General features: G+C 68.2%; 18 protein-coding genes and 1 tRNA gene. 16 read left to right on the top strand and 3 right to left on the bottom strand.

Annotation, left to right across the window (positions count from 1 at the left end; genetic code table 11):
- Positions 1 to 145: 145 nt before the first annotated feature.
- The 3 genes from OU996_RS00625 to OU996_RS00615 all read left to right on the top strand — a co-directional run bounded on the left by OU996_RS00625 (position 146) and on the right by OU996_RS00615 (position 2,760).
- Complete coding sequence (locus OU996_RS00625) at positions 146 to 613, top strand: proton-translocating transhydrogenase family protein (RefSeq protein ID WP_267583759.1); 468 nt, start codon at positions 146 to 148, stop codon at positions 611 to 613.
- A 10-nt stretch (positions 614 to 623) separates the two neighbouring features.
- Entirely contained in the window at positions 624 to 2,027 is a 1,404-nt protein-coding gene (locus OU996_RS00620; RefSeq protein WP_267583758.1) for an NAD(P)(+) transhydrogenase (Re/Si-specific) subunit beta, read from the top strand.
- Between the two features lie 265 nt (positions 2,028 to 2,292).
- Positions 2,293 to 2,760 (top strand): CBS domain-containing protein, encoded by a 468-nt coding sequence (locus tag OU996_RS00615; protein WP_267583757.1) that lies wholly within the window; start codon positions 2,293 to 2,295, stop codon positions 2,758 to 2,760.
- Positions 2,761 to 2,831: 71 nt separating this feature from the next.
- Here OU996_RS00615 and rpoH read toward each other — a convergent pair whose 3' ends face one another.
- Entirely contained in the window at positions 2,832 to 3,743 is a 912-nt protein-coding gene (gene rpoH / locus OU996_RS00610) for an RNA polymerase sigma factor RpoH (RefSeq protein ID WP_267583756.1), read from the bottom strand.
- Between the two features lie 167 nt (positions 3,744 to 3,910).
- Entirely contained in the window at positions 3,911 to 4,930 is a 1,020-nt protein-coding gene (locus OU996_RS00605) for an RluA family pseudouridine synthase (protein ID WP_420712735.1), read from the bottom strand.
- Positions 4,931 to 4,995: 65 nt separating this feature from the next.
- Between OU996_RS00605 and OU996_RS00600 the strand changes: the two genes are divergently transcribed.
- The 3 genes from OU996_RS00600 to OU996_RS00590 all read left to right on the top strand — a co-directional run bounded on the left by OU996_RS00600 (position 4,996) and on the right by OU996_RS00590 (position 6,305).
- Positions 4,996 to 5,286 (top strand): hypothetical protein, encoded by a 291-nt coding sequence (locus tag OU996_RS00600; RefSeq protein WP_267583754.1) that lies wholly within the window; start codon positions 4,996 to 4,998, stop codon positions 5,284 to 5,286.
- Between the two features lie 103 nt (positions 5,287 to 5,389).
- Positions 5,390 to 5,464: transfer RNA gene (locus OU996_RS00595), tRNA-Glu, on the top strand.
- A gap of 250 nt (positions 5,465 to 5,714) precedes the next feature.
- Positions 5,715 to 6,305 carry a c-type cytochrome gene (locus OU996_RS00590; RefSeq protein ID WP_267583753.1) on the top strand — a complete coding sequence of 197 codons (591 nt, stop codon included), beginning with the start codon at positions 5,715 to 5,717 and terminating at the stop codon, positions 6,303 to 6,305.
- A gap of 89 nt (positions 6,306 to 6,394) precedes the next feature.
- Here OU996_RS00590 and OU996_RS00585 read toward each other — a convergent pair whose 3' ends face one another.
- Positions 6,395 to 7,378 carry a LysR substrate-binding domain-containing protein gene (locus tag OU996_RS00585; RefSeq protein ID WP_267583752.1) on the bottom strand — a complete coding sequence of 328 codons (984 nt, stop codon included), beginning with the start codon at positions 7,376 to 7,378 and terminating at the stop codon, positions 6,395 to 6,397.
- A gap of 161 nt (positions 7,379 to 7,539) precedes the next feature.
- Between OU996_RS00585 and OU996_RS00580 the strand changes: the two genes are divergently transcribed.
- The 10 genes from OU996_RS00580 to OU996_RS00535 all read left to right on the top strand — a co-directional run bounded on the left by OU996_RS00580 (position 7,540) and on the right by OU996_RS00535 (position 21,044).
- Positions 7,540 to 9,045, top strand: coding sequence for a sugar ABC transporter ATP-binding protein (locus OU996_RS00580; RefSeq protein WP_267583751.1), 1,506 nt, complete (start codon positions 7,540 to 7,542; stop codon positions 9,043 to 9,045).
- The gene (locus OU996_RS00575; protein ID WP_267583750.1) at positions 9,042 to 9,989 is read left to right on the top strand and encodes an ABC transporter permease; all 948 of its coding nucleotides are present in this window, start codon (positions 9,042 to 9,044) and stop codon (positions 9,987 to 9,989) included. The genes OU996_RS00580 and OU996_RS00575 overlap by 4 nt, the downstream gene beginning before the upstream one ends.
- The gene (locus OU996_RS00570) at positions 9,986 to 10,963 is read left to right on the top strand and encodes an ABC transporter permease (protein WP_267583749.1); all 978 of its coding nucleotides are present in this window, start codon (positions 9,986 to 9,988) and stop codon (positions 10,961 to 10,963) included. Before OU996_RS00575 ends, OU996_RS00570 begins: the two co-directional genes overlap by 4 nt.
- Complete coding sequence (locus tag OU996_RS00565; RefSeq protein ID WP_267583748.1) at positions 10,960 to 11,913, top strand: TMAO reductase system protein TorT; 954 nt, start codon at positions 10,960 to 10,962, stop codon at positions 11,911 to 11,913. The genes OU996_RS00570 and OU996_RS00565 overlap by 4 nt, the downstream gene beginning before the upstream one ends.
- A gap of 17 nt (positions 11,914 to 11,930) precedes the next feature.
- Positions 11,931 to 12,839 carry a polysaccharide deacetylase family protein gene (locus OU996_RS00560; protein ID WP_267583747.1) on the top strand — a complete coding sequence of 303 codons (909 nt, stop codon included), beginning with the start codon at positions 11,931 to 11,933 and terminating at the stop codon, positions 12,837 to 12,839.
- 26 nt (positions 12,840 to 12,865) lie between these two features.
- Positions 12,866 to 13,696 (top strand): aspartate dehydrogenase, encoded by an 831-nt coding sequence (locus OU996_RS00555; protein WP_267585538.1) that lies wholly within the window; start codon positions 12,866 to 12,868, stop codon positions 13,694 to 13,696.
- Between the two features lie 12 nt (positions 13,697 to 13,708).
- On the top strand, positions 13,709 to 14,494 hold the full coding sequence (locus tag OU996_RS00550; RefSeq protein WP_267583746.1) for an SDR family oxidoreductase: 786 nt from the start codon (positions 13,709 to 13,711) through the stop codon (positions 14,492 to 14,494).
- A 17-nt stretch (positions 14,495 to 14,511) separates the two neighbouring features.
- Positions 14,512 to 15,213, top strand: a complete 702-nt coding sequence (locus tag OU996_RS00545; protein ID WP_267583745.1) for an RraA family protein — start codon at positions 14,512 to 14,514, stop codon at positions 15,211 to 15,213.
- A gap of 72 nt (positions 15,214 to 15,285) precedes the next feature.
- Complete coding sequence (locus OU996_RS00540; protein WP_267583744.1) at positions 15,286 to 16,614, top strand: amidase family protein; 1,329 nt, start codon at positions 15,286 to 15,288, stop codon at positions 16,612 to 16,614.
- A gap of 275 nt (positions 16,615 to 16,889) precedes the next feature.
- On the top strand, positions 16,890 to 21,044 hold the full coding sequence (locus tag OU996_RS00535; protein WP_267583743.1) for an autotransporter outer membrane beta-barrel domain-containing protein: 4,155 nt from the start codon (positions 16,890 to 16,892) through the stop codon (positions 21,042 to 21,044).
- Positions 21,045 to 21,193: the final 149 nt, after the last annotated feature.

The raw sequence follows: 21,193 nt of genomic DNA, 5'->3' as shown, positions 1-21,193 counted from the left end.
CAGGGATGATGGCTGGGAGGATCGCAGGACCGCCTGACGACAGACGAGACATTCCGGGCGGTTGCGCCCGGCACCTTCAGGGGACAGGCCGGTCGCGGCGCGGCAGATGCAGCGACCCGGCGTCGAGGCTTCAGGGGATTAGGAAATGGCCAATCCGGTAGCGGGCGATCCGATCGCCCAGAACGCGGTGGAGGGCGCGCGCACCGCCGCGGAAGTGGCGCGGCAGGCGGCGGAGGCGGCGCAGGCCTATGCGGACGCGGCGACCCAGCATTATGCGGAGATCGCGGGGAACGCGGCGCACGCTTTGTCGGGCGGGGCGATCGATCCCTTCGTGTTCCGCCTCGCCATCTTCGTGCTGGCGGTGTTCGTCGGCTATTACGTGGTGTGGTCGGTGACCCCGGCGCTGCACACGCCGCTGATGAGCGTGACCAACGCCATCTCCTCGGTGATCGTGGTCGGCGCGCTCTTGGCGGTCGGCGTCGACACGGTGGCGGAAGGCACGGGCTGGGCGCGGGGCTTCGGCTTCCTCGGCCTCATTCTGGCGGCGGTGAACATCTTCGGCGGGTTCCTGGTGACCAGCCGCATGCTCGCCATGTACTCGAAGAAGAAGTGAGGGCGCCCCGATGAACGCCAATATCGTCGCGCTGCTCTACCTCGTCTCGGGCGTCCTGTTCATCATGGCGCTGCGCGGGCTCTCCAGCCCCGCCACCTCGCGCCAGGGCAATCTGTTCGGCATGGTCGGCATGACCATCGCCATCCTGACCACGCTCGCGGCGTCCCCGCCGGCGGGTCTGGGCGGCTGGGCGCTGGTGATCGGCGGCCTCGCCATTGGCGGCGGCGCCGGCGCCTATATCGCCAAGAACATCGCCATGACGCAGATGCCGCAGCTGGTCGCGGCCTTCCACTCGCTGGTCGGCCTGGCCGCGGTGATGGTGGCGGCGGCCGCGCTCTACGCGCCGGAAGCCTTCAACATCGGCCTGCCCGGCGAGATCCACGCCCAGGCGCTGATCGAGATGAGCCTCGGTGTCGCCATCGGCGCGATCACCTTTACGGGTTCCGTGATCGCCTTCGCCAAGCTCAACGGCAATATGAGCGGCAAGCCGATCCTGCTGCCGGCCCGCCACCTCATCAACATCGCGCTGGCGGCGCTGATCGTGGTGCTGATCGGCGTGCTCACCGTGACCGAGAGCCACACCGTGTTCTGGCTGATCGTCATCGCCAGCCTGATCTTCGGCGGCCTCCTGATCATCCCGATCGGCGGGGCGGACATGCCGGTCGTGGTGTCGATGCTGAACTCCTACTCCGGCTGGGCGGCGGCGGGCATCGGCTTCACGCTGGGCAACACGGCGCTGATCATCACCGGCGCGCTGGTGGGCTCCTCCGGCGCGATCCTGTCCTACATCATGTGCAAGGGCATGAACCGGAGCTTCGTCTCGGTGATCCTGGGCGGCTTCGGCGGCGACGCCGCGGCGGGCCCGGCGGGCGCGGTCGAGACGCGGCCGGTCAAGCAGGGCTCGGCGGAGGATGCGGCCTTCATCATGAAGAACGCGGCCAAGGTCATCATCGTGCCCGGCTACGGCATGGCGGTCGCCCAGGCCCAGCACGCGCTGCGCGAGATGGGCGACCGGCTGAAGGCGGAGGGCGTCGAGGTCAAATACGCCATCCACCCGGTGGCGGGCCGCATGCCCGGGCACATGAACGTGCTGCTGGCCGAGGCCAACGTGCCCTATGACGAGGTGTTCGAGCTCGAGGACATCAACTCGGAGTTCGCGCAGGCGGACGTCGCCTTCGTCATCGGCGCCAATGACGTGACCAACCCGGCGGCGAAGACCGACCCGACCTCGGCGATCTACGGCATGCCGATCCTCGACGTGGAAAAGGCCAAGACCGTGCTGTTCATCAAGCGCGGCATGGCGGCCGGCTATGCCGGCGTGGAGAACGAGCTGTTCTTCCGCGACAACACCATGATGCTCTTCGCCGACGCCAAGAAAATGGTCGAGGACATCGTCAAGAACCTCGGGCATTGAGTGAGGCTGGACGCATCGGCCCGTGGCGATACACACTGGCCTGATCGTCCACCTGACTGCACTGACACGCCACGGTGAAAACACCGAAAAGGCCGGGCCCGCGCCCGGCCTTTTTGCTATGCGGCGCCGCCAGCCTGACGCAGCGGCAGTCCGTGCTGCACTGCCGCGACTCTTTTGATTGACGCAAAGGTGTTATGCATACCAGACTTCGACTTAAGACTAGGACGTGACCAGCCGCCGTGATCCCGAACCGTGAGGAAACGCCATGCTCGTCGCCGATCTGATGAAGCTGAAAAGCGCCCGCGTGCCGACTATCCGCATGACGGAAACCATTGAAATGGCAGCGACTTTGCTCAACCGCGAGCGTATCGGCGCGGTCGTGGTGAAGGACGCCTGCGGCTCGGAAGGGGTCACCGTCGTCGGCATCTTCTCCGAGCGCGACGTGGTCCGCGCCGTCGCCGAGAAGGGCCTGGCGGCGCTGAAGGCGCCCGTCGCCGACCTCATGTCGCGCAACATGATCTCCTGCACCATGGAGGACAGCGTCGACCATGTCCGCGCGCTGATGGACACCCACCATGTCCGCCATCTGCCGGTGCTGCAGGAGCACCAGCTGGTCGGCGTGCTCAGCATCCGCGACATCCTCTCCCACGACGTCCGCCTCGCCGCGGTGCTGGCCGATGCCTCCGCCGCGCATCTCGCGCCCCTTGCCGCGGGCGACGCGCTGCCGGCGTAAGTCGTTCATCGCGCGATAAAAAACCGCCCGGCTTGGACCGGGCGGTTGGTTATTCTCGGGCTGGCCGCCGCTCAGAAAGCGGGGGAATGGTCCTGCCGCATCGGCGCGGCTTCCATCTGGTGCACGCGGTCGATCACCGCCTTCTGCACCTTCTCGAAGGCCCGCACCTCGATCTGCCGCACGCGCTCGCGCGACACGCCGAACTCGGCGGCGAGGTCTTCCAACGTCATCGGATCGTCCGACAGCCGCCGCGCCTCGAAGATGCGGCGCTCGCGGTCATTGAGCACCGAGAGGGCCCCCGACAGCGCGCTGCGCCGGTTGTCCATCTCCTCATGCTCGACCAGCGAGGTCTCCTGATCCTCACGATCATCCTGCAGCCAGTCCTGCCATTCACCCCCACCGTCCAGATCGCCCCGCAACGGCGCATTCAGCGACGCGTCGCCGGACAGGCGGCGGTTCATGTCGATCACGTCCTGCTCGGTGACGCCGAGCTTGGTGGCGATCTGCTGCACCTGGTCGGGGCGCAGATCGCCTTCCTCCAGAGCGGAAATCTGGCTCTTCGCCTTGCGAAGATTGAAGAAAAGCTTCTTCTGCGCCGCCGTCGTGCCCATCTTCACGAGGCTCCACGACCGCAGGATGTACTCCTGGATCGAGGCCTTGATCCACCACATGGCGTAGGTCGCGAGGCGGAAGCCCTTTTCGGGCTCGAACCGCTTCACCGCCTGCATGAGGCCGACATTGCCCTCGGAGATGACTTCGGAAATCGGCAGGCCGTAGCCGCGATAGCCCATGGCGATCTTCGCCACGAGACGCAGATGGCTGGTGACCAGCTTGTGCGCGGCATCGGGATCCTCATGCTCGCGCCAACGCTTGGCGAGCATGTACTCCTCCTGCGGCTCCAGCATCGGAAAACGCCGGATCTCCGCGAGATAATGCGACAGGCCGCCCTCGGTCGACGGCAGGCTCATCGTGGAACGGGCCATAATGCACCCTCCTTCTTCTCGGTCCCCGTCATTGGGCGACCGCCTGCGGCCGCTGACGCCAACCGCAACGCTATCATAGCAGGACCGGAGCGGTTTTGCGAAAGCGCAACGCGACGACCGGTCACGAAGCGTTGAGTGGGCGTCACTGCTTGTACGGGCGATCAGCCCTAGGAGATCAACGCCGCGTGGAGGGCCGCGAGTTCCGCCGGAAGCGGGCTCTCGAAGCTGAGAAAGGCACCCGTGCGCGGGTGCTCGAAGCCGAGCCGCGCGGCGTGAAGCGCTTGGCGCCCAAGGGTTTCCAGCCGTTCGCGTGCCGCCGGGCCGAGCCGGTTCGCCTTGGTGCGCTGGCCCCCGCCATAGACCGCGTCGCCCAGCAGCGCATGGCCGATATGGGCCATGTGCACGCGGATCTGATGGGTGCGCCCGGTTTCCAATCGGCACTCCACCAGAGCGGCGAGCGGGCGGCCATCGCGGTCGTCGAAGCTCTCGAGCCGCGTCCAATGGGTGATGGCAAAACGCCCGCTGGTCCGCACCGCGATGCGCTCGCGCGCCACCGGATGGCGGCCGAGCGGCGCATCCACCGTGCCGCTCGGCAGTTCCGGCGTGCCCCAGACAAAGGCGAGATAGGCCCGCTCCAGCGGCCCGGTGCGCCCATGGTCGGCGAACTGGGCGGCGAGTGCCTGATGCGCCCGGTCGTTCTTGGCGACCACGAGCAGGCCCGACGTGTCCTTGTCGAGCCGGTGGACGATGCCCGGCCGACGCACACCGCCAATGCCGGAAAGGCTGGCGCCGCAATGATGCAGCAGGGCGTTGACCAGCGTGCCGTCCGGGTTGCCCGGCGCCGGGTGGACGACCATCCCCGCCGGTTTGTCGATGACGATGAGATCCTCGTCCTCATAGACGATGACGAGCGGAATAGCCTGCGCCACCGGATCGGCCGGCTCGGCCGGCGGCACCTCGATGGTAAAGCGCGCGCCGGTGGTCACCTTGGCCGAACCACCGCTGAGCGGGCGGCCCTCGCGGCTGACCCGGCCGTCGGCGATGAGGGCCTGGAGCCGCGTGCGGCTGAGGTCGGGTAGGTGCCGGGCGAGCACGCGATCGAGCCGCAGGCCTTCATCCTCGGGGCCGGCGGTGATATCGACGCGTATCGCCACCTCGGCGGCGACCTCGTCCCCGTCGTCCAACAACTCGTCCGGTGCCAATGACTTCTCCTGTTTCAGACGACGACAAGCTCGATCCGGCGCAGGAGCGCGTGCTGCGCAAGCTGCGCGGCTTCGCGGCCGTTTCCGGCCTGCTCATGGGCTTCGGCTTTCTCGCCCTCTTCGGAGCTATCGGATACAGGGTCGTGGTCGGTTGGAAAAGCACGCCGTCCGAATTCACCGGCATGATCCAGTTGCCCAAGGGCGCCGAGGTGCGGTCCGCTGTCATTTCCGGCGATCTGATCGCGGTGACCCTGACCCGCGAAGGCCGGGTGGAAACCCGCTTCTTTGACCTCGCCACCCGCGCCCCGCGCGGCGCCATCGGCTTCGCCAGCGAGCCGTGACGCGGGGCCTGTTATCCCCAGCCCGCCGACAAAATACGCCAGCCGGGTACGAGGCGCCTTGATCCGGCGGCCGAATGGCTCTAAGAGACCGCCCTGCCTAGATGCGCCCATCGTCTAGCGGTCAGGACGTCGCCCTCTCACGGCGAAAACCGGGGTTCGATTCCCCGTGGGCGCGCCACTTCCGTACAAAGCCGCGAACACCCGAATGGGTGGACTGGTGGCGAGTACGACCCTCTCCAGCTCTGACCTTGATCCATGGATCCGCACGAGGTGCTGGTCGACGTCGACGTTATCGATGAGCAGTGCCGGTTCGAATTCGTCGCTAGAGCGCCGGTCGGTAGGCTGCGGGGCCGACACTGCGTGCCAGGGGGCAAGGTGTAGCCGCCGGCGCAAGACCATTGATGCGTTGCGGTTTCCGTGGCCTGAGATTGATCGCTGATTCTCACTGTGGCGCGGGCGTTTTCAACGCGGCAGGCCTTGGTCTGGCCCTGGTCGCCGCATCCGCCGATTATCCGACCTACAGCACGCGCAGCGGCAAAGTCAGCTCGCTGTTCGACCGGGTCAATCAATGCCTGAAGCGCAGCATGAACGGGCGGCCGATACCGGCGGATGATCGCCCGATGCCGGCGATCCTCGCCTATCTGAACCTGCTCTCGACCAACCTTCCGGCTGAGGCGAGGATCGCCGGGGCCGGTCCGGGCGCGATGTCGGAGCTGGATCGTGCGGCCGAGCTGTCGCGAGGCGCCGTCGTCTATGCCCGTGTCTGCGCGGGGTGCCATCGCCGCGATGGGCTCGGCGTCCGGCGCAACGAGACGCTGCCTGCGATGGGCTATGCGGTGCCGCCTCCGTGGGGCCCGGGCAGCTTCAACGATGGAGCGGGACCGCCGGATGATCATGCTCGCCAACTTCGTTCACGACAACATGCCGAACGGGACATCCTGGGTCGCCTCGACATTGAACCCCGAGGACGCCTGGGACGTGGCGGCCTTCGTGCTGTCGCAACCCCGACCTGCTGCTGAAACCCATCGATCCGGCCTCTTCGCCGTTCGCCAGGCGAGTCGGCAAACTCCGGCGCCTCCAGAACAAAACGGTCAGCAAGGCAGATGGGTTAGGGGTGCCGCTCTCCTATGGACGTGATGTTGTGCGTGCGCAGCGCGACCGCTTCATCGAGCATCCAGGATCGGAAGATCTGTACGCGCGGATCTTCCAACCGCGATTCGTGAATGAGAAGATAGTATTCGCCCGCGCTCGCTATCTCGCTGGAATAGGGAATGCATAGGCCCCGCGCGCCCTCTTCCTGCGCCAGCAGGATATCGGGCACCAGGGCGATGCCGCGGCCCTGCCGCGCCGCATCGAGCGCCATGAAGAAGTGGCCGAATTGCAGGTGCGGATCGCTCTCCGCCTCGTAGCGCACGCCATTGGCCCGCAACCAGTCGGGCCAGGCATAGCGCCGCGTCGTGGTGTGGATCAGCGGGTAGGCGAGGAGATCGGCGGCCTCGCGCACCTCGCCGGTCAACAGCGCCGGCACGCAGACCGGCACGAGACGATCCGGGAACAGTTCATCGGCATGTACCCCGTCCCAGCGGGTGACCATAGGCAGCTCGATGCGCGGCTGGCCGCGCTCATAGCGCCGGCCCGGCAGGCGGCCGACCCGGATGGCGATGTCGGCATCATGGGCGAGCAGGTCCGCCGCCTCGATCGAGGAGACGATACGCGCCTCGATCTCCGGATGGCGGGCGACCAGCAGGTGCAGCCGGGGCATCAGCCAGACGGTGGCGATGGTGGGTAGCGCGCTGATGGTGATGGCGGGATCGCTGCGCCGGCGCGTCAGGCGCAAGGCGGCGCGCTCCAATTCGTCGAAAACCCCTTCCACCACGCGGTAGAACTGCTCGCCCTCGGCGGTGAGCTCGATGCGCCGCGTATGGCGCACGAACAAGTCCTGGCCGAGTTCGACCTCGAGTTCCTTCACCTGCCGGCTGACCGCGCCCTGGGTGAGATGAAGCTCGTCGGCCGCACGCGTGAAGGAGAGATGGCGGGCCGCGGCCTCGAACCCCTTCAACGCATTCAAAGGCGGCAGTCGCCTCTTTCTCATCCAGCACCTCCATCATGCATGAACGTAGATCATGCATGAGTGCCGAACAAATCGTTTGTGACAGGCCCACCCGCCCGGCATCGTAGCGGCACCTGATTTCCACCGGCCAGCCACCATCGTCGCACGCACCCCGGACCGACCGTGTCCGGGCGAGGATTCCCATGCCCGCATCCGATGAAGCGCTCCTCGCCACCGGCATCGCCAAGACCTATGGCGCGACCTGCGCGCTGCGCGATGCGCGGCTCAGCCTGCGGCGCGGGCGCGTGCATGCGCTGCTCGGCGAGAACGGCGCGGGGAAGTCGACACTGGTCAAGATCCTTGTCGGCGCGGTGACGCCTGATGCCGGCCGTCTCGATCTGGACGGCGCACCCGCCGCCTTCGGCTCGGTGGCGCAGGCTATCCGCGCCGGCATCGTGCCGATCCACCAGCATCTCAGCCTGTTCCCGGAACTGAGCGTGCATGAGAATCTCTCAGCCTTCGCTCTTGCCGGTGGCAGCGGGCTATGGGCGGGGTGGCGTCTCGTCGATCCCACCCGCGCCCGTGGTTGGCTGGCCGAGGTCGGTCTCAATGTCGATCTTGCCGCGCCGCTCGGCACATTGTCGCTGGGCGAGCGCCAATTGGTCGAGGTGGCTCGCGCGCTGAGCCTCGACTGCCGCGTGCTGGTGCTCGACGAGCCGACCGCCGCGCTCAATGCCGGCGAGGCCGACCGGCTGTTCGCCGTCGTGCGCCGGCTCTGCGCGAATGGCACGGCGGCGCTGTTCATCTCCCACCGCTTCGACGAGATTGAGGCGCTCGCCGACGATGTCACCGTGCTGCGTGATGGCCGCACGGTGATCGACGCCGCGCCCATCGGCCGCCACAACCGCGAGGAACTGACCCACGCCATGCTTGGCGCGGGTGTCGAGGCCGGGCCGGAGCGCCTGTGCGCGCGTGCCGAGCCGGTGTTGGTCGGGCGTGGCTTTGCCGGCCGTCGCGACGCAAGCGGCGGCACCGACGTCACCGTTCATGCCGGGGAGATCGTCGGGCTCGCCGGCCTCATCGGCTCCGGCGCGCTCACCCTCGCCGCGTGGCTGGCCGGCGCGCAGGTCGGCGCAGGGGAACTGTCGGTGGCGGGGCACAGCTTCACTCCCGGAGACCGCCGGCGCGCGGCGGCACTCGGTATCGCCTATGTGCCAGCCGATCGTCATGCTGAGGGGCTGTTCGCCCGGCTCTCGGCGCGGCGCAACGTGTCGGTCTCGGCGCTTGGCCATCTGGCGCGGCTTGGCTGGCTGCGGGCGTCCGAGGAGGCGGAGCGGATCGACCCGCTGCTGCGCCGGCTGAAGCTGCACCCCGCGCGGCCCGAGGCGGACGCGGCCACTTTCAGCGGCGGCAACCAGCAGAAGCTGCTCATCGCGCGCTGCCTCGCTTTGCCGGGCTTGAAGGCGATGGTCCTTCTGGAGCCGACACGCGGGGTGGATGTCGCGGCACGCAGCGTCATCCACGATGCCATCCGCGAAGCTGCCGCGGCGGGTCTCGCGGTCCTGGTCGCGACCAGCGATCTCGACGAGCTCATGGTGCTGGCCCATCGTTACCTCGTGGTGCGCGACAGCCGGCTTGCCGCCGAGCTGCCGCAGGACGCCCCGCGCGCGGCGTTGCTGTCGGCGCTATCGGGGAGCATCGCGGCATGAGGATCAAACGCCCGCCCGCGGTAGTGCTCGTCTGCCTCGGCCTGTTCCTGCTGTGCTGCCTGTTCGTGCCGCGCTTCGCCACTCTCGGCAATATCGAGAACGTGCTGCGCGTCGCCGCCATTCTCTGCATCGTCGCCTGCGGACAGGCGATCGTCATCATTCTCGGGGGCATCGAGTTCTCGTTCGGCGCTTCCGTGGCGCTGGCCAGCGTGGTGACCGTCACGGTGCTGCCCACCACGGGTCCGATCGGTGGACTGGCGGCAGGCGGCGCGTGCGTCATCGGCATTGGCGCGGTCAATGGCTGGCTGGTCGGGCGCATGGGGCTGCCGCCGGTCATCGTGACGCTGGGCACGTTGATGATGGCGTCCGGCACGGCCGCCTGGTTGGTCGGCGGCCTGCCGCTTGATGCCCCGCCTTCCGCCATCTTCTCCTGGCCGGCGCGTGGCCGCGTCCTCGGCATTCCCGTCTCGATCCTCGCCGCAATGCTCGCCTGCCTCGCGCTGCATCTGCTGCTGGCCCACGGCCGGATCGGGCGGCTCTGGTACCATGTCGGCGCCAATCCGCTGGCCGCCCGGCTCGCGGGGATCGATGTCGCCCGCATCACCCTTCTCGGCTACGTGGTTGCCGGCGCCTTCTGCGCCGTCGGGGCGATCATCCTGACGAGCCGCGTCGCTTCCGGCCAGCCGGCCCTTGCACCAAATCTGCCGTTTGAGACCATCGCCGCCTGTGCCATTGGCGGCCTGCCGCTGTCGGGCGGGCGGGGGCATGTGCTGCAGGTCGTGTTCGGCGTGCTCACCGTCGCCATGCTCAACAACGCCGTGGTTCTGATCAACCTGCCTGTCGCCTGGCAACTGGTGCTGCTCGGCCTCGCGGTGCTGGCGTCGGTCGGCCTGCAGAAGGACTGGGCCGCGCTGAAGCGCCTCGCCGGGAGGACAGCCCGATGAGACCCCTCAGCGACAGCGGCGCCCGTTTCCTCGTCGCGCCGGCCTCCATTTTGGCGGCATCGGTCCTGTTCGGCCTCGCCACGCCCGGCTTCCTGACGCTCGACAACGGGCTGAGCATTGCCGGCCAGATATGGATCCTGGCCCTGCTGGCGGTCGGGCAGATGTTCGCCATCACCGTGCGCGGCTTCGACATCTCGGTCGGCGCGGTCGCCGCGCTGTCGGGGACGCTGGGCGTGATGGCGGCGAACGCCTTCGGGTTGCCGGCGCTGCTTCTCGCCGTGCCGGTCGGTCTTGCCTGTGGCACCGTGAATGGCTGGCTGATCGGGCGCGCCCGGTTTCAGCCGATTGTCGCCACGCTCGGCACAGTGCTGGCGGTGAAGGGCCTCGCGCTCCTCGTCACCGGTGACGGACAGGCGGTGCCCCTCGCGGCGGGGGACACGGCCGGGCTGGCCTTCGACACGGTGCTCGGCCTGCCCCCGCTCGGCTGGGTTTCTCTCGCCTGCATCCTCCTCGCCCATCTGGTGCTTCGCCACGTCGTCCTTGGCCGGCGCCTCCTGATGCTCGGCTCGAACCCGGAGGCGGTGGCGTTGGTGGGAGGGTCGCCCTGGCGCATCGAGCTGCGCGCCTACCAGCTCTGCGGCGCCTTCGCCGGGCTCGCCGGGGCGCTGATGGCGGCCCGCGCCGGCGCCGGGCTGCCGACCGAGGGCGCCGGCATGGAACTGCAATCCATCGCCGCGGCGGTAATCGGCGGCACCGCGCTGGCGGGCGGACGCGCCAATGTGTGGGCGGTGCTGGCCGGTGCGACCTTCGTCCAGGTGGTGCTCACCGGTCTGAACCTGTCCGGCGTCTCGCCCTTCTTCGCCCAGATCGCCGTCGGCGCCGTGATCATCGCCTCAGGGCTGATGGACAGGGGCCTGCGCTTCCTTCTTTCCCGCCTTTTCAGAACCTTCCAACAAAAAGGGACATTCCAATGAAGCTGTTCCGTGCCGCCTCCCTTGCCGCCCTGCTGCTGTCCACCACCCTCGCGCCGGCTCTCGCCGCCGAACCGGTCATCGGGGTCTCGGTCCCCAATCTCGGCTCGTCCTTCTGGATTTCCGTGCTGTACGGTGTCGATACCGCCGCCAAGGCCGACAAGGTGAAGCTCGTCACGCTGAGCGCCGGCGGCGATGCCAATTCGAGCCAGCAGATCTCGCAGATCCAGGATCTGATCCAGCGCAAGGTCGACGCGATCATCGTTGGCGCCACCAATGGCGATGCGGTGAAGGCGATCGTCGAGCGGGCGGTGGCGGCCGGCATTCCCGTGGTCGGCATCTCCTCGCCGCCCAACACGGACAAGCTCGCCGCCATGGTCAGCGCCGACCATTACGACATGGGCAAGCTTCAGGCCGAGTGCCTGGCCAAGGCGATCGGCGGCAAGGGCGAGGTGGCGATGATGGCCGGCCCGAGCGGCCAGGCCTGGTCGGACCTGCGGGCGCAGGGCTTCAAGCACACCCTGGCCAAGGTCGCGCCGAACGTGAAGATCGTCGCGGAGTCGCGCCTCGCCGACAACCGCAACGCCGCGCTGACCACCGCCGATGACTGGATCCAGCGCTTCCCGGACCTCTCCGGGGTCTACAGCGCCACCGACGACATGGCGGCCGGCGTGGTCTCCGCGCTCAAGAGCGCCGGCAAGGGTTCGGTGAAGGTGTCGGCCTCCAACCTCTCGCCCACCGCCCAGCAGATGCTGAAGGATGGCGATCTCGCCTGCACCTCGATCCAGCAGATCGTCGCGCAGGGCAGGGCGGCGCTGGATCAGGCGGTCGCCGCCGCGACCAAGGGCAAGGTGGACGCGAAGGTGGTCACTCCCGCCGTGCTTGTCACGCCCGAGAATGTCGGCAGCATCGACCTCAGCCTCGTCGTCGCCCCCGCCGATTATCGGCCCTGATCGCCCGGAGCCTTGCCATGCTGCCGTCCCATGACCGCTTCGCCTATTCGCCCATCACGGCCCGTCCGGACTTTTCCTGGCCGGACGGCAAGCGCCTCGCCGTCTATGTCGCGCTGTGCGTGGAGCATTTCTCCTATGGCTCCGGGCTCGGGCTGGCCTATTCGCCGGGGCTCAGCCACCCCAATTCCTACAATTGGGGCTGGCGCGAATATGGCAACCGCGTCGGCGGCTGGCGGCTCATCGAACTGTTCGAGGAATACGGCCTGTCGTTGACGGTGCTGCTCAACAGCGCCTGCTACGACCATTGCCCGGAACTCGTCGCCGCCCATCGCCGGCGCGGCGACGAGATCGTCGCCCATGGCCGCACCAATTCCGAGCACCAGAACGGCATGGATGAGGCGAGCGAGCGCGCGATCATCGCCGAGGTGACGGCCAGAATCCGTGAAGCGGAGGGCGCGCCCCCCGCCGGCTGGATGAGCCCCGGCGCGCATCCCAGTGCGCGCACCGAGGATCTGCTGGCGCAGGCCGGCTACGGCTACACGCTGGACTGGCCGATCGACGACCAGCCGGTGTGGATGAAGACCGCTGGCGGCCCGCTGCTCGCCATGCCCTATCCGCATGAGGTCAACGACGTGCCGATGGTGGTGCTGCATGACGGCACCGCCACCGCCTTCGCCGACATGGCCATCGACAATCTCGAGGAGATGCTGGCGCAATCCGAGCGCCAGTCGCTCGTCTACGGCATCACCATTCACAGCTTCATCGTCGGCCAGCCCTTCCGCCTCCGGCAGTTCCGCCGGGTGATGGAGGCGCTGGCCCGCCATCGCGACCGCATCTGGTTCACCACGGCGGGCGCCTGCGCGCAGCATTACGCGACGCTGTTTCCCGCACCCGCGGATATTTCCACGCAAGGCACGCAGTCATGAGTTCTCCCGACACCGAGCCGGCACGCATGTCGGCCACCACCGATCACAGTAGGGGCGCGCGTCGCGTCGCCATCGCCGGCCTCGGCGCGGTCGGCCTGCGCGTCGCTGAGGCCCTCGACGAGGGCCTGCCCGGCTGCACGCTTGTCGCGGTCTCCGCCCATGACCGTATGCGCGCGGCCGAGCGGCTGGCGCATCTGCGGCGCCCGGTGCCCGTCGTGCCGGTCGAGGAACTGGAGGCGCTCGCCGACATCGTTGTCGAATGCGCGCCGGCGGCGCTGCTGCCGGCCATCGCCGAGCCCTTTCTCCGGGCCGGCAAGACGGTCATCGTGCTTTCTTCCGGCGCGATCCTCGCGCATCAGGAACTCGTGGAACTCGCCCGCGCCCATGGCGGCCAGATCGTAGTGCCGACCGGCGCCCTGCTGGGGCTCGATGCGGTGACGGCGGCGGCTGAAGGCGACATCCGCTCGGTGCGCATGATCACCCGCAAGCCGGTGAAGGGGCTGGTCGGCGCACCCTATCTGGTCGAGCACGACATCGCCATCGACGACATCACCGAGCCCCTGCGCGTCTTCGACGGCACGCCACGCGAGGCGGCGATCGGCTTTCCCGCCAATCTGAACGTCGCCGTGGCGCTGGCGCTGGCCGGCATCGGGCCGGATCGCACAAGGCTGGAGATCTGGGCCGATCCCGCGCTCACCCGCAACACCCATACGATCGAGGTCGACGCGGATTCGGCGAGCTTCACCATGTCGATCGCCAACGTGCCGACCGACAATCCCAAGACCGGGCGCATCACCGCCCTCTCGGTCATTTCCTACCTGCGCAAGCTGAACGCGCCGCTGCGGGTCGGGTCGTAGAAAGTCATTCCCATGGATCTGGAACTGAACGGACGCACGGCGCTGGTTCTCGGCGCCGGCGGCGGGCTCGGTCGTGCCATCGCCCGGACATTGGCGGCGGAAGGGGCGAGGGTCGCCCTCGCCGACATCGACGCCGAGGCGCTGAAGGCCACGCAAGCCGAAGTCGAAGCGCGGGGGGCGGCAACGCTGCCGCTGTTGTGGAACATCGCCGACATCGACGCCTGCGACGCCCACGTCGCGGCGATCGAGGCGGCGCTCGGGCCGGTCGACATTCTCGTCAACAACACCGGGGGCCCGCCGCCGAGCCCCGCCCATGGCGTCGCGCCGGAGAGCTGGGATGCGCAGTTCCGCGCCATGGTGCTGTCGGTGATCCATCTCACCGATCGCGTGCTGCCGAACATGCGGGCGCGCCAATGGGGCCGTATCGTCACCTCCACCTCGTCGGGCGTTGTGGCGCCCATCCCCAATCTCGGCGTCTCCAACGCGCTGCGCTCCACGCTCGTCGGCTGGTCGAAGACGCTGGCGCGCGAGGTGGCGCCGTTCGGCATCACCGCCAACATCATCCTGCCCGGCCGCATCGCCACCGCCCGCATCCGGTTCCTTGATGAGCAGAAGGCCAAGCGCGAGGGCCGGCCGGTCGACGATGTCGTCGCCGAGAGCACGGGCTCCATTCCCGTCGGGCGCTACGGCACGCCGGAGGAATATGCCGATGCCGTCGCCTTTCTCGCCAGCGCCCGCGCCGCCTACATCACCGGTTCGGTGATCCGCGTCGACGGCGGCTATCTGCCGAACATCTGACCTCAGGGAGCCCCCCGATGACCCCGATAGACAACACGCCGGCCCTCACCGCGGCGCAGAAGGCCGATATCCGCCGCCGCTACCTCGCCGTCGACACCTCGAACGTCGCCGACGTGCTCGACACGCTCGGCTTCATGGATCAGAGCCTCGCCGCCGACTTCGCGCCCTATCCCGCGCACAACAACCGCATCGCCGGCTGGGCCTACACGATCCGCGGCCAGAAGACCCCCTATCCGCTCGGCGGCGACGCCGAGAAGATGAAGGCCTGCCACGGCGTCGGCCCGGACGAGATCACCGTGTGGAGCGGCGATGGCGAGGGTGTGTGCTATTTCGGCGAGCTGATCGCGCTGGGCATGAAGGAGCGCGGCAGCGTCGGCGCGGTGATCGACGGCGGCATTCGCGACATACGCTGGATCGGCGAGCACGGCTTTCCGGTCTTCGCGCGCTACCGCACGCCGACCCAGTCGATCGGCCGCTGGAAGGTCAATGCCTGGCAGATTCCGGTGGTCATGCGCGGCGCCACCAGCCGCACCGTGGAGGTGTCGCCGGGCGATTTCCTGCTCGGCGACGAGGACGGGGTGATCGTCATCCCCGCCCGTGTGGTCGAGACCGTGCTCATCGAGGCCGAGCGCCTCACCCGCACCGAAGTCGCCATCCGCGCCGAACTGGCGAGCGGCCTCTCGCTTGCCGACGCGCTGGCGAAGTACGGTCACGTCTGACACACGCGCTTGCGTGCCCGGCCGGCGCCGTTGCCGCGCCGGCCGGGAGCTTTCCTCGACGCGGAGCCGATCATGCCCGAGAACCTCGACGACCTCGCCGCCGATCTCGCCGCCGGCCGGACCGATCCGGTCCAGCTCGTCGAGCGCGCGCTGGAGCGGGCGCGGGCATCCGACGCCGTGTTCATCACGCTGATGGAGGACGCGGCGCTTGCCGACGCCCATGCCGCCCGCCGGCGCTGGACGCGGGGGCAGCCGCTCAGTAGCCATGACGGCATCCCGATCGCCTGGAAAGACCTGTTCGATATCGCCGGCACGCGCACCAGCGCCGGTTCGCGCACCCGCGACGAGGCGGTGCCGGCAGGGTGCGATGCGCCGGTGGTCGCGGCGACGCGGCGCCTCGGCTTCATCCCGATCGGCAAGACCAATCTCAGCGAATTCGCTTTTTCCGGCCTTGGCGCCAACCCGCATTTCGGAACGCCGACCGCGGATCTGCCGGGCGCGCCCCGCATGCCGGGCGGCTCCTCCAGCGGCTCGGCGGTCGCCGTGCAGCGCGGGATCGTGCCCGCTGCGATCGGCACCGACACGGCCGGATCGGTTAGGGTGCCCGCCGCCTTCACCGGCTGCGTCGGCTACAAGGCCTCGCAGGCGCGCTACGACATGGCCGGCGTGTTTCCTCTGGCGGGCAGCCTCGACAGCCTCGGGCCACTCGCCGGCTGTGTCGCCGATTGCGCGACGATGGACGCGGCGATGCGTGGCGTTTCGGCGCAACTCCTGCCGCTCACGCCGCCGCAGTTCGTTGTCGACGATTCCATAATTGACGACCCCGCGGTCACAGCGCCGGTTCGCGCGCATTTCGAGGACGTTCTGGCACGCGTGTCGCCATACGCGCCGATCCGTCGCCAGCGCGTCGACGCCTGGCACCGTGCCCGCGAGGCCATTACGACGCTCGGCTGGCTCGGCGCCTATGAGGCGCGCCACCTGCATATCGACACGCTGACCGGCCCGAAGCGCTCCCTTGTCGATGCCCGCGTGCTGAGCCGGCTCGACGGAGCCGCCCGCATCTCGGCCGAGGCGGCGGCGGAACTCGTCGCGATCCGCGCACGGGAAATGCAACGCCTGCGCGCGGAGCTCGCTGGCGCGACGCTGATCCTTCCGACCGTCAAACACACAGCCCCGCTGCTGGCGCCGCTGGAGGCTGATCCCGCGCGCTTCGCCGAGGTCAATGTCGCGACCCTGGCGCTGACGATGATCGCCAGCTTCCTGGATATGCCGGGTGTGGCGCTGCCTACGGGGAGCACGGCCGACGGAAGGCCGCTCTCGACCCATCTGTGCGCGGCTTCGGGCGAGGACGACCGGGTACTCGCGCAGGCAGTCTGGCTGGAGCAGCGTCTACGCAGCTGAAAGCCCACCCTGCATCGCCTCACCGGCTGGGGCGATTATGCCGAGGTTTATGAACCTCGATTCGGGGATTCGGGAGCCCCGCCCAGGCGGGGGGCCTCTCAATGATGCTCCAAGGTGTTTCCTCCTGGCCGTAGAACCGACCAAAAGGAGCCCTGCCGGATGGGCCCCCCGGCATCTTTATCGGCCGATCACCATACGGTATGTAAAGGCAACAATGAGAGCGCGACCTGCCACGAATCCTCGTCGAGGCGGGTAGCGTGTGGGGGAGTGGTTTGTTGTCCAGAGTTGCGCATGCGGCGTTTGCCGCCAGTCTGTTGTTGTGCTCGAACGCGACCGTCAGCACCGCCTTTGCCGATTCGGTCTACTGGCAGGGCGGAACCAGTTCCAACTGGTTCACCGATTCGAACTGGGTGTGGGACGGCCATGCGCCCGGCCCCTCCGATCAGGCCCGGATCGACGAGGCATCCCCCAACAGCCCGGTCATCTCTTCGGCCGGCGCGACGGCTGGCACGCTGTTCATCGGCGTCACCTCCACCACCGGCACCTTGACCATCGACGGGACCGGCGCAACCGCCTCGCTCGCCACCACGACCACCACGATCGGCAATGCGGCGGGATCGCTCGGATCGCTCCTTATCACCGGGGCGGACGCTAGCTGGACCAATAGCGGCGCGGCCTATATCGGCAATGAGGGCGACGGCACCCTCACCATCACCGGCGACGGCGCGCAGGCCACCATTCAGGATACGCTGTATATCGGCGCTGGCGGCGGCAAGGGCACCGTGACGCTGGAAGACAGCGGCGCGCTGGACGTTACCAACACCCTGTTCGTCGGCTATGCCGCGTCGAGCGTCATCAGCGAACTCGTCGTCACTTCCGGCACGGTCACCAGCGGCGCGGCCACGCTGGCCGATGGCGTCGGCTCGAAGGGCTCGGCCTCCGTCACCAGCGCCGATTCCTCCTGGACCAATACCGGCCTGATGACGGTCGGCGGCGGCGGCGTCGGCTCGCTGACCATCTCCGGCGGCGGCACGGTGGATACCGGCAGCGCCGGCGTCGGCAACCTTGTCAGCGCGGATGGCAGTTTTGTCGAGGTGAGCGGCTCGGGCAGTGCCTGGACCGTGACCGGCGACCTGTTCATCGGCAATTTCGGCGATACCACGCTGACCATTGAGGATGCCGGCAAGGTCACGAGCGCCCTGTCCATCATCGCCCGTCTCACCGGCAGCACCAGCTCGGCGACGGTCACCGGGACAGGCTCGCTCTGGGAGGCGGGCGACCTGCGCGTTGGTGGCTTCGACGGCGCCACTTCCGATCTCGGTGGCGACGGCACGCTGACCATTGAGGATGGCGGCAAGGTAAGCACCAGCGGCGTCAGCGCCGGCGATGTGGATGGCGCGAGCGGCACCATCTCCGTGACGGATAGCGGCTCGCTGCTCGAATCGACCGGGCGCATCTTCATCGGCCGCGCCGGCACGGGCGAGATCACCGTCTCGAACGGGGGCGACGTGACCAGCGTCGGCGCGAACTTTGCCAATGAGGCGACCAGCACGGCCACCGTTACCCTCACCGGGGCCGGCAGCAGCTGGACCAGCACCGCCAACATCTATGTCGGCAATTTCGGCGATGCCACGCTCTCGGTGCTCGCCGGGGCCTCGCTCTCCGGCGTCGACGGCTATGTCGGCACCGAGCTCGGCTCCGTCAGCTCCGCCACGATCGATGGTGCGGGCTCGGTCTGGACCAATTCCGGCGACTTCCTCGTGGGGCACAGCGACGGGTCGGTGGGAACGGTCACCATTTCCGACGGCGGCAAGATCACCGATGTGCAGGGCCTGCTCGGCGACCTCGATGGCTCTTCCGGCACTATGACGGTGACCGGTACGGGTTCGCGCTGGGAGAACACGAGCGATCTCAATGTCGGGCGTTTCGGCACTGGCGATCTGACCATTTCCGATGGCGGCGTGGTTGTCAGCAACCGCAGCTATCTCGGCAATGAGGAGAGCGGTTCCGGCACGGTGCTGATCACCGGCGCCGGTTCCAACTGGACGACGACGACCGGGCGCCTGTTCGTCGGCACCGATGGCGACGGCGAGCTGACGCTGACCGACAGCGGCTCGGTGACCACCCGCGAGGTCGTGATCGCCTATGGCGCCAACAGCACGGGCACGCTGAACATCGGCGCGGCGCAGGGCGCGACGGCGGCGCTGGCCGGCACCATCGACGCGCCCTCCGTGGTGTTCGGCGACGGGACGGGACGCCTCGTCTTCAACTTCTCCAATGCCAGCTACACCTTCTCCTCGACCATCAGCGGCAATGGCGCGCTTTATCTCGCGGGCAACACGCTCACCCTTACCGGCGCCAACAGCTTCAGCGGCGGCGTTACGGTCGCGGCCGGCACGCTGATCGGCAGCACCGCCAGCCTCGGCACCGGCAACATCGTCAACAATGGCACGGTGGAATTCGCCCAAGCCTCGACCGGCACCTATGCCGGCGAAATTTCCGGCTCGGGCGCGCTGGTGAAGACGGGTTCGGGCACGCTGATCCTGACCGGCGACAACAGCTATACCGGCGGTACCACCATCTCCGAGGGCACGCTGCAGATCGGTAATGGCGGCACGACGGGTTCGGTAATCGGCAGCATCGTCAACAATGCCGCGCTGGTGTTCTACCGGTCCGATACCTATGACTTCCCCGGCACCATCACCGGTTCGGGCTCGGTCACCATTCTCGGCGGCACGGTCAATTTCACCGGCGCCGGCGGCTATAACGGACCGATCGCGGTCGAGGGGGCCGACCTCGTTCTGGCGGCGAACTCCAGCACGGGCTCGACCTTCACCATCGAGAGCGGCGGCACCATCGGCGGCACCGGCACCATTGGCGGGCTGACCGTGCTGAGCGGCGGTACCGTCGCTCCCGGTTACTCGCCGGGTACGATCACCGTCGCTGGCGATGTCAGCTTCGCCGCTGGCTCGACTTATGCGGTGGAAATCTGGGCGGATGGCACGCATGACCTGATCAGCGCGACCGGCATCGCCACACTGTCGGGCGGCACTGTCGCGGTGCTGGCGCAGGCCGGCTATGCCAACCCGCTCGCCACCTACACCATTCTCACCGCGCAGGGCGGGGTGACCGGCTCCTTCGATACGGTCACGACCAACTATGCGTATCTCACGCCCTCGCTCAGCTATGACGCCAGCAATGTCTATCTGACGCTGGCGCGCAACGATGTGCGTTTCGCCTCCCTGGCGCAGACGCCGAACGAGACGGCGACCGCCAACGCCACGGAATCGCTCGGCCTCGGCAACGCGGTCTATGACGCGGTGCTCCAGCTCACGGCGGCGCAAGCGCCGAACGCGTTCGACCAGCTCTCCGGCGAGGTGCATGCCTCGACCCAGAGCCTGTTTATGGAACAGTCCTCGCTCATTCGCGGCGCGCTGAATGACCGCCTGCGGGCGGCGCAGGGCGGCGTCGGGGCCTCCGCCGGCACGGTGGTCAATGTGGTCGAGACGTCCTCGGGCGCGCTGGCCTATGCGGCGCCCTCGCCCGTGAAGGTGGCCGCCGATCTCGCCATGCCGGTCAAGGCGGCGCCCGCTCTGGCGCCGGTGGAGCGCTTCGCCTTGTGGTCGACCGCCTTCGGCAATTGGGGCGACATGAACGGCAATTCCAACGCTGCCGGCGTCTCCGATTCCACCGGCGGCTTCCTGATCGGCGCCGACACGCTGGTCGGTGACGGCTGGCGGCTCGGCGTCGCCGGTGGCTACAGCTACACCGACTTCTCGATCTCGGGCCGCAACTCGTCCGGCTCGAGCGACAACTGGCACATCGGCGTCTATGGCGGCAACGCCTGGGGTCCGCTCGCGCTGCGCACCGGCCTTGCCTATACGTGGCAGGACATCTCGACCAACCGCTCGGTCGCCTTCACCGGCTATTCCGACAGCCTGTCTGCGGATTACGACGCCGGCACGGTGCAGGCCTTCGGCGAACTCGGCTACCGCATCGACGCCGCCGGCATCGCCTTCGAGCCCTTCGCCAACCTCTCTTATGTCAGCCTGCATCAGGACGGCTACACGGAAGAGGGCGGCGCGGCGGCCTTGACGGGCGACTCGCAGACCATGGACACGACCTTCACCACGCTGGGTCTGCGCCTCGCCAAGGAGATCGCCTTCGGCTCGACGGCGGCGACGCTGCGCGGCGCGCTGGGCTGGCGCCATGCTTTCGGCGACATCGACCCGACGGTGACGCAGGCTTTTGCCGGTTCCGACGCCTTCACCGTCACCGGCGCGCCGATCGCGGAAGACGCGGCGGTGATCGAGGCGGGTCTGGACATGCTGATCAGCCCGACCGCGACGCTCGGCATCGCCTATACCGGCCAGTATGGCGACGGCGTCAGCGAGAACGGCGTCAACGCGCGGTTGAGCGTGCGGTTCTGAGGGGGGCGTGGCACAGAGCTACGGGGGGCGGATGTGAGAGATTGTTTCGGACAATTTCATTGACGGCGCCAATGACGCAGTGTGGCTAAGTCACATGTGTCTATGCGGTGGATGAGGTCGTCACCATCAGATCGCGTGGCCCGACGCTC

This window comes from Ancylobacter sp. SL191, from assembly GCF_026625645.1.
In the GTDB taxonomy this organism is placed as follows: Bacteria; Pseudomonadota; Alphaproteobacteria; order Rhizobiales; family Xanthobacteraceae; genus Ancylobacter.
Note: the sequence above shows the minus strand (reverse complement) of the source record. Positions and strands in the feature narration are given on the sequence as shown.